This is a genomic window from Nocardia donostiensis (assembly GCF_002081715.1).
Taxonomy (GTDB): domain Bacteria; phylum Actinomycetota; class Actinomycetes; order Mycobacteriales; family Mycobacteriaceae; genus Nocardia; species Nocardia donostiensis.
Map to the genome: position 1 here is coordinate 1 of NZ_MUKP01000020.1, position 14,973 is coordinate 14,973.

The 14,973-nt window shown below is 69.7% G+C and carries 2 protein-coding genes; both read right to left on the bottom strand.

What is annotated here, in order from left to right:
* Positions 1-12,667: type I polyketide synthase (locus B0T44_RS28050; RefSeq protein ID WP_081512162.1), on the bottom strand; the 12,667-nt coding region annotated here is incomplete at its 3' end.
* Between the two features lie 794 nt (positions 12,668-13,461).
* Positions 13,462-14,931: an MFS transporter gene (locus B0T44_RS14770; protein ID WP_081512164.1), complete on the bottom strand. Its 1,470-nt coding sequence runs from the start codon at positions 14,929-14,931 to the stop codon at positions 13,462-13,464.
* Between the last annotated feature and the right edge of the window lie 42 nt (positions 14,932-14,973).

The window sequence follows — 14,973 nt, forward strand, 5'->3', positions numbered from 1 at the left end:
CGGTGAGCAGGGTGTGGAGGTGGTGTGCGGTGTCGGTGGGGGTGGGGTGGTCGAAGACGAGGGTGGTGGGGAGGGGTAGGCCGGTGGTGGTGGTGAGTCGGTTGCGGGTTTCGACGGCGGTGAGGGAGTCGATGCCGTGGTCGGCGAAGGTGCGGTGGGGGTCGATGGCGTGTGGGTGGGTGTGGCCGAGGACAGCGGCGGTGTGGCTGCGGACCAGATCGAGCAGCAGGTCGTGCTGTTCGGATTCCGGCAGTCCGGCCAGCCGCCGGCGCAGACCGCCGCCGTCACCCTCGGCCACCGCCCGGCGTTCGGCCACCAGGCCGCGCAGGATCGGCGGCAGCTGGCCTGCGCGGGCTCGGGCGGCCAGCGCGGGCCGGTCCAGCCGCGCGGCGATCGGCGCCGGATACGGCTGGGCGAGGGCGGCATCGAACAGGGACAACCCCTGTTCGACGCTCATCGATGCCAGCCCACTGCGCGTGATACGCGCGGTATCGGCCTCGTCCAAGTGGGCGGTCATCCCGGTGGTCGATCCCCAGTAACCCCAGACGACGGACACCGCGGGCAGGCCGTGGGCTCGGCGCTGGGCGGCCAGGGCGTCCAGCGCGGTGTTCGCGGCCGCGTAGTTGCCCTGCCCGGGCGCCCCGAGCACTCCGGCGGCCGAGGAGTACAGCACGAACAGGTCGAGGTCGAGATGCGCGGTGAGCTCGTGCAGATACCAGGCGGCGTCGACCTTGGCGGCCAGCACGCGGTCGAGCCGGGCCGGTGACAGCGCGGTGATGACGCCGTCGTCGAGCACCCCGGCCGCGTGTACGACGCCACCGAGCGGGGCGTCGCCGGGTAGTGAGTCGAGCAACTCGGCGACGGCACCGCGGTCGGTCACGTCGCAGGTACGCACCAGAACACGTGCCCCGAAACCGTTGAGCTCGCTGACCAATTCGTGCGCGCCGGGCGCCGCCGGGCCCTGGCGGCTCACCAGGAGCAAGGAGCGAACACCGTAGCCGGCGACCAGGTGCCGAGCCAGTGCTGCGCCGAGCACACCGGTGCCGCCGGTGATGAGCACCGTGCGATCGGGGTCGGGCCGGGTGGGCAGGGTGAGGACGAGTTTGCCGGTGTGGCGGGTCCGGGCGAAATAGCGGAACGCCTGTTGCGCATAGCGGATATCCCAGGCGCGCAGCGGCAGCCGAGCCAGGCTGCCACGTTCGAATGCTGCCGCGAGTTCGGCGAGAATCCGCTGGAGCCGGTCCGGCCCGGCCTGCATGGTGTCGAAGGCCCGGTACCGGACACCCGGGTAGGTCGCGGCGATCTCCTCGGGGTCTCGGATATCGGTTTTGCCCATCTCGATGAACCGTCCGCCGCGCGGCAGCAATCGCAGCGACGCATCAACGAAATCACCGGCCAGACAGTCGAGGACGACATCCACCCCCACACCGTCGGTAGCGGTCAGGAATTGCTGTTCGAAGTCCAGACTGCGGGAATCGCCGATATGGTCGTCGTCGAATCCCATCCGCCGCAGCGCATCCCATTTGCCGCGGCTTGCGGTGGCGAACACCTCCGCACCCCAGGAGCGGGCGAGTTGCACCGCGGCCATCCCGACACCGCCGGTGGCGGCGTGGACGAGTACCCGATCCCCGCGCTGCACCTCGGCCAGATCCCGCAACGCGTAGAACGCCGTGGAAAACGCCGCCGGTATCGTCGCGGCCTCGGCGAACGACCAGCCGAGCGGAATCCGCACCAGCAGGCGGTGATCGACCACCGCCTCCGGGCCGATCCCCTCGGTGATCAGCCCCATCACCCGATCTCCTGGCGCGAATGCACCCGCGTCCGGTCCCGTCTCGACGACGACGCCCGCCATCTCACTGCCGATCACGTCGTCGCCGGGACGCATATTCAGGCAGACGAGCACATCGCGGAAGTTCAGCCCGGCCGCCCGCACCGCGACCCGGACCTCGCCCGCCGCCACAGGCGCGCTCTCCGCGCCGCTATCGGAACAGTCGACGAGCGCGAGACCATCCGGGGTGCCCTTCCGAACCGCCGCCAGCCGCCACGCCGCCGCGGTGGGCACGGTCAGCGCGGTATCGGAGACCGGGGTCATCCGCGCGACGGACAAAGCACCCGAGCGGTACACGATCTGCGGTTCGGCGCAGGCGGCGACGAACGGCATCCACTGCGCCGGATCCGAACCGGGAGAATCGGTGTCGACCACGACGATGCGGTCGGGGTTCTCGGTCTGCGCCGAACGCACCAGCCCCCACACCGCAGCCGCGGCCGGGTCGGTGACCACCGTGTCCTCCGTTGCCACGGCGCCCGAGGTGACCACCACCAAACGGCACACCGCATAGCGGTTGTCGCCGAGGAACTGCTGTAGGACCGCCAGCATCCGAACGGTCACCCGATGTGTATCGGCGATGACCGCACCGGATCGCTGGATGCTGCCCAGATCGAACACCACCATCTCAGCGCCGACGGGCGCGTCCCCACTGGAGACGGCGCCCCACGGCACGAACGACACGGGCCGCGGCGCGGACACCGACACCGGTGTCCAGCCCACGATGTGCAGCGCAGCCGAGGCAGGGGCGAAGCGGTCCGCGCGAGCCGGGCGCATGGTGAGCGAGCCGACCGACAGCACCGGCCGACCGGCCTCGTCGCAGGCGTGCAGGCCGAAGATGTCGGCACCGGAAGCGACGATCCGGGCCCGCAATACCGACACGCCGCCCGTATATCTCACCACCGCGCGCCATGCGAAAGGCAGGACAGGGCCTGCGGTGAATTCAGTGAATGCAGTGAATTTCGAGGAGGCGGCCACGGCGTGCAACAGCGCGTCCAGCAACGCCGGGTGGATACCGTAGCGGCCCGCATCGCTCGCGGGCTCCGGCAGCGCGGCCTCGGCGTACAGTTCGTCACCGCGCCGCCATACCGCGCGTAACCCGTGGAACAGCGGCCCGTACTCATATCCCGAGTCGAGAAGGCGGTCATAGAGGTCGTCGACATCGACAGCTACCGCCCCCGCCGGCGGCCACACCGCGAGCACGGCCGCAGTATCCGCCGCGCAGGCAGGGGTGTGCGCGGACAGGATGCCTTCGGCGTGGCGGGTCCAGGCGCCGGTCGCGGTAGCGCGGCTGTGGATGGTGACCGGCCTGCTCCCGTCGGCGTCGGCATCACCGATGCGGAGCTGAACGGCCACACCTGCGGGCGTATCGGGAACGACCAGGGGTTCGAGGAGCGTCAGCTCGGTGACGGTGGGAGTATCGGTTTCCGCACCCGCCCGCGCCGCCAACTCCAGCAGACCGGTACCGGGGAACAACACCACCCCGGCGAGAGCGTGGTCGGCCAGCCACGGATGGGTGCGCAGCGACAGCCGGGTGGTGACGGTGAGACCGCCCCCGTCCGGTGCGGGCACAGCCGCGGCGAGCAGCGGGTGATCAATGGGTATCTGCCCGGTAGCGGCCACATCCCCACCCGCAGGCACCGGGGCGAGCCAGTAGCGCTGGCGCTGAAAAGCATAGGTGGGCAAGTCGATCCGCCGTCGATCGCCGGTGAACATCTCCGCCCACCGCACGGGAGTGCCGGACACGAACAGTCGCGCCGCCGACAGCAATATCTGGTCCAGGCCGCCGCGGTCCCGGCGGAGCGTGCCCACCACGACCGGCGGTGCGGCCGCCACCATCGGCAGTGCAGGTGTTCCCATCGACGCACCTGGTGCAGGTGCGCCGGTCGTGCCTGTCGGGGGCATGACGCGGGCGGCCGGATTCAACGGCTCGGACGCACCCGATGGATTACCAGCCGTAGTGCCTGGTGCGCCGGCCGGGGGAGTGGGCGCATCCAGGATGTGTTCGATGTGCATGGCCAGGATCGGGTGCGGGCTGGCCTCGACGAAAACCGAGAAACCGTCCGCGCGCATGGTGCGGACGACCGGTTCGAACAACACCGGGTAGCGGCAGTTGTCGAACCAGTATTGCGCGGTCAGCTCGGTGCCGGCGACCACAGCACCGGTGACCGTGGAATACAGCGGAATGTCGCTGTCGCGTGGTGAGACGAACGACAACTCACGCAGCAACCGGTCCCGTAACCGGTCCACCGCCGGGGTATGCGACGGTACCGTGGCCGGCACCACCCGTACCCGCGCGCCGTCCGCCCGCAACACCTCCACCAGTCGGTCGAGCGCACCGGCAGGTCCGGCGACCGATACCGCGGCCGGGCCGTTCACACCCGCCACCGAAAGACCGGCGTAGTCGTGCGTGTGCAGATATTGCTCGACCTTCTCGCGCGACAACGCTATCGACGCGATCGCACCCGTGCCGGCCAATTCCTCGGCGAAGATCCGGGACCGGGTCACCACCAGACGCATCGCATCGCCGAGTGATACAGCGCCGGCGATATGCGCGGCCGCGATCTCACCTTGTGAATGACCCACCACCGCATGCGGATGCACACCCGCTGCCTGCCACACCCGGGCCAAGGCGACCATCACCGAGAACAGCACCGGCTGCAACACATCGATCCGCTCCAGCAGCGCTGCGCACTGTTGCGGCGGCGCGGTGAGCACATCGCGCGGCGACCAAGCAACCCATGGTGCGAGGGCGTCCGCACAGTCGCTGATCGTCGCGGCGAAAACAGGCGCCGTGTCCAGCAGTTCCCGCCCCATTCCCACCCATTGCGTGCCCTGACCCGGGAAGACGAACACCGTCTTCGCCGGGCCGCGGGCCACCCCGGACACCACTCGATCGTCGAGCGCGCCGTCAGCGAGGGCATGTATCCCGGCTAGCAACTCGGCACGGTCGGCGCCGACCACGACGGCCCGGTGCGGCAGCTGCGACCGTCCCGATACCAGGGACCAGCCGACGTCGGCCGCCTCGGCTTCCTGATGCGCCGCCAGGTGTTCCCGCAGCCGCCGCGCCTGCGCTGACAGCGCCTCACGCGTCCGGCCCGACACCACCCACGGCACCGCCGCCGCGATCCCGGTGCCCCGGCCGTCCACACCTGTCGGGGCGGAGACAGCTGGGCGCGGTGCCTGCTCGAGAACGATATGGGCATTGGTGCCGCTGATCCCGAAGGAGGACACTCCGGCCCGGCGCGGACGCCCCTGTTCGGGCCAGGGCCGTCGTTCGGTGAGCAGCCGCAACGCTCCCGAAGACCAGTCGATATGCCGCGACGGCGCATCGACGTGCAAGGTGCGGGGCAGGACATCGTGCCGCAACGCCTGCACCATCTTGATGACCCCCGCGACACCGGCAGCTGTCGCGGTATGCCCGAGGTTCGATTTGATCGATCCCAGCCACAGTGGCCGGTCCGCGGGCCGGTTCTGTCCGTAGGTGGCCAGCAACGCGTGCGCCTCGATCGGATCACCCAGTGTCGTTCCGGTGCCGTGTGCTTCGACGGCATCCACCTCATCCGCGGTGAGGCCGGCATCGGCGAGTGCCTGCCGGATCACCCGCTGCTGCGACAGGCCATTCGGTGCGCTGAGCCCGTTGCTGGCGCCGTCCTGATTGACCGCTGTGCCCCGGATGAGCGCCAATACCTCGTGCCCCAGTTCGCGGGCCCGTGACAGCGGCTCGATCACCAGCACGCCCGCGCCCTCACCCCAGCCGATACCGTCGGCGGCGTCGGCGAACGGTTTGCAGCGCCCGTCCCTGGCCATTCCGCCCTGCCGGGAGAACTCCACGAAATTGAACGGTGTCGCCATCACCATCACGCCACCGGCCAGCGCCATCGCGCATTCGCCCGCGCGCACCGCCTGCACCGCCTGATGCAGCGCGGTCAGCGACGACGAGCAGGCGGTGTCCACCGAGATCGCGGGCCCGCGCAGGCCCAGCTCATAGGCAACCCGGCCGGAGACAACGCTGGGCAGGGTGCCGGTCATCCGGTACCCCTCGACACCCGCGGCGGCCGCGCCGGTATCGCCAGGGCCGATACCGTAGGACTGGGTGGTCACCCCAGCGAATACGCCGGTATCGCTGCCGCGCAGGGATTCCGGGTCGATGCCCGCGTGTTCCAGTGCCTCCCAGGCGGTTTCCAGCAGCAACCGCTGCTGTGGGTCCATCGCGACCGCTTCCCGCGGGCTGATACCGAAGAACTCGGCATCGAAGTCGGCGGCGTCGTCGAGGAACCCGCCTTCGCGGACGTAGGTTCGGCCCACCGCGTCGGGGTCGTCGTCGAACAGGTTCGCCAGGTCCCAGCCTCGATCGTCTGGGAAGGGCGAGAACGCTTCACGTTCCTCGACCAGTAACTGCCACAGACCTTCGGGGGTAGACGCCCCGCCAGGGAACCGGCAGCCGATGCCGACGATCGCGATCGGTTCCGTCCGCGCCGGCGATACCGCGGACAGGGATACGGATTCGTCGGGGGCGTCGGTCAATCGCCGCCGCAGATCCGCCGCCAGCGCCGCAGGGGTGGGGTGGTCGTAGAGGATGGTGGTCGGCAGTGACAGACCGGTGGCGTTGGCCAGCCGTTTCCTGGCGTCGACTGCGGCGAGCGAGTCGAAGCCCATGTCCTTGAAGGTGCGGTCGATATCGATGGCGTCGGGCCCGGAATGGCCGAGGACGAGCGCCGCCTGTTCGCGGACCAACGCCAGCAGGACCCGCGCTCGTTCGGTGTCGTCGAGGCGCCGGAGCGGATCGGCCTGCTCCCGCACGGGTGCTTCAGCGGCCTGGGGTGCCTGCTGTCCGGCGACAGCGTCGTCGGCCGGCGCCAGCCAATAGCGGCGGCGCTGGAAAGGATAGGTGGGTAGCGGTATCCGGCGTACCCGGCCGCCGTCGAACAGACGGCGCCAATCGACCTCGGCGCCGGCGACGTGCAGGTGCGCCGCCGATTCCAGCAGCCGGTCCAGACCGCGGTCGCCGCGCCGCAGCGATCCCACCACCACTCGCGGCGCGGTGCGGCCGGAGACGGCCGCCGCGGTGTCGCAGGCCTCGAGAGTTTCCTCGATGCCCGGTGTGAGCAGGGTATGCGGGCTGATCTCGAGGAACGCGGTGTAGCCGTCGGTGTATGCGGCGGCGACGGCGTCGGTGAACCGCACGGTGCGACGCAGGTTGTCGTACCAGTAGCCGGCACCCAGGCCTACCGTGTCTGCGACGGCCCCGGTCACCGTCGAGTAGAACGGGATCGTGTCCGTCTGCGGGGTGATTCCCGCCAATTCTCGCAAAACGGAGTCACGCAGCGCGTCGACGTGGTGGGAGTGGGAGGCGTAGTCCACTGCGATCCGGCCGGTCTGCACGCCGTCGTTTGCGCAGTCACGGGTGAATGCGTCCACCGCGGCGGGATCACCGGAGATCGCTACGGCCGCCGGGCCGTTGATCGCGGCAATGCTCGCGGCGTCCCCATATGCGGCCAATCGTGCCGCCGCATCCGCCGGGGACAGCGCCACCGACGCCATCGCACCCGAACCGGCCAGCTGCTCGGCGATCAAACGGCTGCGGGCGACGACGAGGTGGGCAGCATCGGCCAACGACAGCACCCCGGCTATGTGGGCGGCGGCTATCTCGCCCTGGGAGTGCCCGATCACCGCGTCGGGTTCCACCCCGATCGACTGCCACCACCGCGCCAGCCCGACCATGACGGCAAACAGCACCGGCTGCACGACATCGACCCGCTCGAGCAAGGCCGATACGGTGGCGTCGTCCTCTTCGGCGTGGAGGATCTCATGCAGCGACCAGCCCACCGCGGGGCTGAACGCGTCCGCGCATTCATCGATCGCCGCGGCGAACACCGGCGCGATCTCGAGCAGTGCGCGTCCCATCCCCACCCACTGCGCGCCCTGGCCCGGGAACACGAATACCGTCCCGCCCACCGGCCCGGCTTTGCCCGACACCATCCCCGGCCCGATGCTGCCGTGTTCGGCGAAGGCGGTCAGCCGCGCTGATATCTGCTCGTCCTCGGCGCCGAGCACCACGAGCCGGTGCTCGAACCGAGTTCGCAGCGCCAACGACCATCCCACATCGATCGGGTCCGGTCGCCGATCTCGCACCGCCAGGGCCAGGCGATCGGCCTGGGCGAGCAAAGCGTCCCGACTACGTGCCGACAACACCCACGCCACCGGGCTAGAGGCGGCAGGCGCGGCCGAAAGCTCACCCCGCACCGCGGGCGCTTCCTCCAGAATCAGATGCGCGTTGGTGCCGCTGATACCGAACGAGGACACCCCGGCCCGCCGCGGCCGTCCGGTATCGGGCCACCGACGTTGTTCGATCAATAGTGCTATGGCCCCATCCGACCAGTTCACATGCGGCGAGGGTTCGGTCACGTGCAGGGTGCGCGGCAGGACACCGTGCCGCAGCGCCTGCACCATCTTGATGACACCGGCGACGCCGGCGGCCGCCTGACTGTGGCCGATATTGGATTTGATCGACCCCAACCACAGCGGCCGGTTCGCCGGGCGGCCCTGCCCGTAGGTGGCGACGAGAGCATCGGCCTCGATGGGATCGCCCAATACCGTGCCCGTGCCGTGGGCTTCGACTGCGTCCACGTCGCCTGCGTCCAGTCCCGCATCGGCGAGTGCGCGGCGGATGACGCGCTGCTGGGCGCCACCGTTCGGTGCGGTGAGACCGTTGCTCGCGCCGTCGGCGGTGACCGCGGACCCGCGCACGACGGCCAGTATCTGGTGACCGGCCCGCTGCGCGTCGGAAAGCCGCTGCAACACCAGCATTCCGGCGCCTTCGGACCATCCGGTGCCGTCGGCGGACGCGGCGAACGATTTGCACCGGCCGTCCGCGGCCACCCCACCGTGCCGGGAGAATTCGACGAACAGGCCGGGTGTAGCCATCACCGTCACCCCACCGGCCAGCGCCATCGCGCATTCGCCTGCCCGCAACGCCCGCACCGCCTGGTGCAGAGCCACCAGCGACGACGAGCACGCGGTGTCCACCGAGACAGCCTGTCCCTGGGTGCCGAGGACGTAGGCCAGCCGGCCAGAGACCACGCTGGCAGCCGCGCCGGTCAACCGATAGCCCGTCAGGCCGGCCGCGTTCACCCCCGACCCGTAGCCCTGCTCCATCACCCCGAGGAAGATCCCGGTGTCGCTGTCACAGAGCGATACCGGATCGATACCGGCGTGTTCCAGTGCTTCCCAGGCAGTTTCGAGGACGAGCCGCTGCTGCGGGTCCATGGCCAGCGCCTCGCGTGGACCGATCCCGAAGAACTCGGCATCGAAATCGCCTGCGCTGCCGAGAAAGCCGCCCCGTCGGGTCGCGCTGATTCCGATAGTGTCCGGCTGTTGGTCGAACAGGGCAGCTAGATCCCACCCGCGGTCGGTGGGGAATTCGCTGATGGCGTCACGACCGGAGCTGACCAGATCCCACAGCCCATCGGCATCGTCGGCCCCGCCCGGGTAGCGGCAGCCGATACCGATGATCGCGATCGGTTCCGTGGCGTCGGTCGGCTCGGTCCCGGCAGCCGATCCCACTGTTCCGGCTGCTGCTCCCACTGTCTCGGGTGCTGTTTCGGCTGTCTGCTGGACCGTTTCAGGTGTCGATCGAACCGTTCCGGTTGAGTGCGGGAACGATTCAGCTGTTGGTCCGGCTGTTTCGGCTGTCGGTCCGACTGCTCCGGTTTTCTGCTGCACCGCTTCGGCGGTCGACGCTTTGTCGAGCATCCGCTGCAATAGGCGGGCGAGAGCGCGCGGGGTGGGGTGCTCGTACAGTACGGTCGTGGGCAGCGTCAGGCCGGTGTCGTGCGCGAGCCGGGTCCGGGTTTCGACGGCGGTGAGGGAATCGACGCCGAGGTCGGTGAAGGTACGGTCAGGTTCGATGGCGGTGGTGTCGTCGTGCCCGAGTACCAGCGCGGCACGCGCCCGCACGAAATCCAGCAGGATCCGGGCCTGCTCACGCTGTGTCAGTCCGCCCAGTCGCGCCGCGAGCGTTGTCGATGGGGTTGGTACGGTTTGCCGCGCGACAGCGCCGGGAGCGGTATCGGTGCTCGGCGGTGTGGGTGCGGCGCCGAGCCAGTACCGGCGGTGCTGGAAGGCATAGGTGGGCAGCGGAACCGGTGGCGTCGGCGCGTCGACGTCGAACAGCCGATGCCAGTGCACCGGCACTCCCGTCACGAACAGTTGCGCCGCCGATATGAGCAGCCGGTCGAACCCCCCGTCGTCGCGGCGCAGGGTACCGGTCACCGTGACCGTGGCGTGGTTCTCCGTATCGGCCGCGCAGGTCTCGGCGCTCGCCGCGACGGCAGGCGTCAGCACCGGGTGCGGGCTGGACTCGACGAACACCGTATGACCGTCGCGCAGCAGAGCTATGGTCGCCTGCGCGAACTGTACCGGCTCGCGTAGGTTGCGAAACCAGTAGCCGGCGTCGAGTTCGGCGGTGTCCAAGACAGTTCCGCTGACCGTCGAGTAGAAGGCGATCCGGCTCGAGCGCGGTGTAACGGCAGCCAGGGCGCGCAGCAGCCGATCACGCAACGGGTCGACCCGGGCGCAGTGCGAGGCATAGTCGACCGCTATCCGCGTGGCCCGGACCCCGTCGCGTGCGCAGGCCTCGAGGAAACCGTGCAGGGCGGCGTTGTCTCCGCTGACGACCACCGCCTCGGGGCCGTTCACCGCCGCCACGTTCAGCGCCTCGCCCCACGCGCGCAGCCGATCACCGACTGCCTCGGGCGGCAAGGCGACCGAGACCATACCACCGCGGCCGGACAGTTCCTGCCGGACGAGCCGGCTGCGGGCGACCACGACCGCGGCCGCGTCCGCCAGCGACAATGCCCCGGCCACACAGGCCGCCGCGACCTCACCCTGGGAGTGACCGACCACCGCGTCCGGCCGCACTCCCAGCGACGCCCACAGTTCGGCCAACGCCACCATCACCGCGAACAGCGCAGGCTGCACCACGTCGACGCGCTCCAGCTCAGCCCATCGCGGCCCGCCGCCGCGCAGCACATCGACCAGCGACCACTCCACCAGCGGCGCGAACGCCGCGTCGCATTCCTCGATGCGGCGCGCGAACACCGGTGCGCTGTCGAGCAGTTCACGTCCCATCCCCAGCCATTGCGCGCCCTGGCCGGGGAACACGAACACCGTCCCGCCCACCGGTGCAGCCACCCCGGACACCACCTCGGCCCGCGGTGCGCCGCAGGCCACGGCGTCGAGGCCCGCCCGCAAGTTCCCTGCGTCATCGCCGACGATCACCGCCCGGTGCTCGAGCAGCGCGCGGCTGGTGAGCAGTGACCAGCCGACCTGCGCGGCACCGAACCCGGTGTGCCCGTCGAGGTGGTGAGCGAGCCGCCGGGCCTGCTCGGCGAGGGCCTCGTGGCTGCGCGCCGACAGCACCCACGGCAGCGCAGGCCCGGTAGCGGCAGCCTGCGCCGGTTCCGTCTGGAGAGCCTGTTCGAGGATGACGTGCGCATTGGTCCCCGATATCCCGAACGAGGACACCCCTGCCCGGCGCGGTCGCCCGTCCGTGCGCCATGCGCGGCGCCGGGTCAGCGGCTGTACGGCGCCGCCGGACCAGTCCACCCGGGTCGAGGGCCGGTCGATGTGCAAGGTCGGAGGCAGCACCCCGTGGCGCAGTGCTTGCACCGTTTTGATGACCCCGGCGATACCGGCGGCGGCCTGCGTGTGACCGATGACGGATTTGATCGATCCCAGCCACAGCGGCTGCTGCGGCGGCCGGTTGCGGCCGTAGGTGGCCAGCAGCGCATGCGCCTCGACCGGGTCACCGACGACCGTTCCGGTGCCGTGCGCCTCGACGAAATCGATATCGGCGGCTCGCACACCCGCGTTCGTCAATGCGGTGCGGATAACTCGTTGCTGGGCGGCGCCGCTGGGCGTGGTGAGACCATCGGTGGCACCGTCGGAAGCGATGGCCGACCCGCGTATCAGCGCCAGCACCTGGTGCCCGCGGCGGCGTGCCTGCGACAGCCGTTCCAGTACCAGCAGCCCCACGCCCTCACCCCAGGCGGTGCCGTCGGCGGCGTCGGCGAACGGTTTACAGCGCCCGTCCGGCGCCAGGCCGCGTAGTCGGGAATGCTCGACGAACGGTTCCGGCGTCGCCAGCACCGCGACGCCGCCCACCAGGGCGAGACCGCATTCGCCCGCGCAAATCGACTGTACGGCCTGATGCAGGGCGACCAGCGACGACGAACTCGCGGTGTCCACCGAGACGGCTGGCCCGTGCAGACCGAGCACGTGGGCGATGCGGCCGGACGCCACGCTCGGCGACAGCGCGGTCAGCCGGTACCCCTCCGCGGCATCAGCCCCCGTGCCACCGGACCGGCCCGCGTAACCGCTGGGACCGATGCCGACGAAAACCCCGGTATCGCTACCGGCCAACGAATCCGGCGGGAGCCCAGCGTGTTCCAGCGCTTCCCACGCGGTTTCCAAAAGCAGCCGCTGCTGCGGATCCATCGCGGCTGCTTCGCGGGGACTGATATGGAAGAAGTCGGCGTCGAACCCGCCTGCGTCGTCCAGAAAACCGCCGACGCGGACGTAGCTTCTGCCAGCCGCTGCGGGGTCAGGGTCGAACAGTGCCGCCGTATCCCAGCCCCGATCGGACGGGAACGGGCTGATTGCGTCCTGTTCACCCAGCGCCAGCTCCCAGAGTTCGTCGGGAGTGCAGACACCGCCGGGGAACCGGCACGCCATACCGACGATGGCCACCGGGTCGCCACCGTGGGGCTCGCCGCCGGACCGATGCGGGTGAGGATCAGACCCCCGCAGCTGATCGACAGACGCCGAGTCGTCCGACATTGGCCTCCTTCAGGCACCAACCCGTGACGCCGGAACCTCACGGAGGCAAGCAAATTGGCCCTTATCACCACGCGGTCCGGCTCTCGAACATTGCCGTACGCCATCACCGGCTGTCAATGGCATGCCCACCTCTCCGCTCGAGCGGGTGCGGTCGCATCGGCGGGTGGTGAACAGCGCCGCCGCCGAGGTGCAGCGCCGATCTCGTCCATGTCCCGAACGACTGCTCGGGCCAGTTCGGCGACCGCGGAATTCCGCGGTCGCCGACCAGCTCACTCATCGCAGCAGGGACCGTACTCGGCGCACTGCGCCGGATTCGTCAGCATGCAGGCCAGGGGCTGGGTTCCCACCCAGGCCAGGGTCGCGGCCCGAGGTGGCCGCGGGGGCAGTCGAACAGACCTCGCCATCGGTGAAGCTGCGTAGGAATCCCCACCGTTCACGGTGCGGAGGAAGTCAAACAGCCTTTGGTGCCGGGGTTGCTCCGATCAGAGGGGTACGCCCGAACGATCATCGCCGCGAATACCATGATCCGGCCGCTCGATGTCGACCAACGCCTCTGTGTGAGTCCTGCCCCTACCTGAGTTTCCGGCGCATCGCACTCGGCTCGTTCAGGGAGGGGACGAGCTCTCGACTGTGATGATCACTGCGTCGGCGTAGCGCATGGCCAGCAGCGGTTCTGTCGATACACCGGGGGTGGACTCCGAACTGGAGAAGACCAACGCGGCGCCACGGTGTCTCTTGTGTTCTTGATCGGTGCCGATGACCGAACACGGCTCGGCCTGTATGTGCCCGTTGTGTCACTTCCTCGGTGCCGTGGTCGCGGTGGGGAGGATCAGATAGCACAGTACAGCCGTCGCCGCGAGGACTGCGGCGCCGAAGGCAATCCCTGTGGTGTAGCCCTGGACTTGCGCGGATACCTGATCGGTGGCCGTATTGGATGCCAGTGCCGCTACCGTGACGCTTGCCGCGATGGTGTTGAGGAGTGCCGTGCCGAGTGCGCCGCCGATCTGCTGCGCGGCGTTCACCGCGGCGGAGGCGACGCCTGCCTCCGGGGCGTCGATGTCGGCTGTGGCCGTACTCATGGCGGGCATCATGACCAGGCCGAGCCCCGATCCGATCGCGAGCTGGGCGGGAAGCAGAAATACCAGGTAGACGTTCTGGGTGTCCGGCTGAAGCTGGGTCAGTGCTGCCATACCCGCCGCGGCGAGGAGCAGACCTGCCACGATGAGTGGCCGCGGTCCGGAAAGTGGCAGCAGGCGGGCGCCGACCACGCTCGCACCGATCGCCGTGGCGACGGTGAGCGGCAGGAAGGCGAGCCCGGCGAGCACAGGGGAGTACCCGAGAATCGCTTGCATGTAGTAGGTGATGAAGAGGAAGAACCCGAACAACGCGACCTGCGAAAGCGCAACCGCCAGGAAGGCGCCACCCCGGGCGCGGTGGAGCAGGATTCGCGGTGGCAGTAGCGGGCAGCGCACCGTTGACTCCACCCGTGCGAGCGCGACCAGCAATGCCGCACCGGCCACGAGCAGGGCGATGACCAGCTGATCGCCCCATCCGCGGGACTCCGCCTGCGCGAAGCCGAGCACGATCGCGGCGAGACCTGCGCAGCTCAGTACCGCACCGGGAATGTCGAGCCCGATATCGGCGCCCGGGCGGGTCCGCGGGATGGCTGCGGCGCCGCCGGTCAGCGCGAGCACCGCGATCGGGACGTTCACGTACAGGCACCAGCGCCAGTCGAGGAACTCGGTCAGCATGCCCCCGGCCAGCAAACCCACCGCCGCACCACCGCTGGACAAGGCCCCGTAGGCGCCGAAGGCGATGCCGCGCTGACGTGGCTCGGTATAGGTCGTACTCAACAGTGACAGCGCCGCGGGTGCGAGGAGCGCGGCGAAAGCCCCCTGCAGGGCTCGGGCCGCGAACAGCGCTCCGCCACCGGGTGCGGCACCGCCGAGTACGGATGCGACCGCGAAACCGGCGAGCCCGAGGAAGAGCACGCGCCGCGTGCCGAAGCGGTCAGCGATCCGGCCGCCGAGCAGCAGCAGGCCGCCGAAGAACAGGATGTAGGCGGTGATGACCCAGTGGCGGTCGCCGTCGGACAGCCCGAGGTCGGCCTGGGCCGACGGTAGGGCGATATTCACGATCGTCGCATCGAGTACGACCATCAGTTGCACCAGCCCGACCACGGCGAGCGTCCCCCATCCTGCCGTCACGTCGTCAGATGCGGGGTATATGCCCTGGGCCGGGGCGCGGGAGTCCTGGTGGCTCATGGATCCTCCTACGGAATAGCCGTGCGTAACATTGTTCGTACT

Excerpts from the sequence above, each read along its gene's own strand:
- B0T44_RS14770 (WP_081512164.1), bottom strand. The coding sequence starts at position 14,931 with ATGAGCCACCAGGACTCCCGCGCCCCGGCCCAGGGCATATACCCCGCA.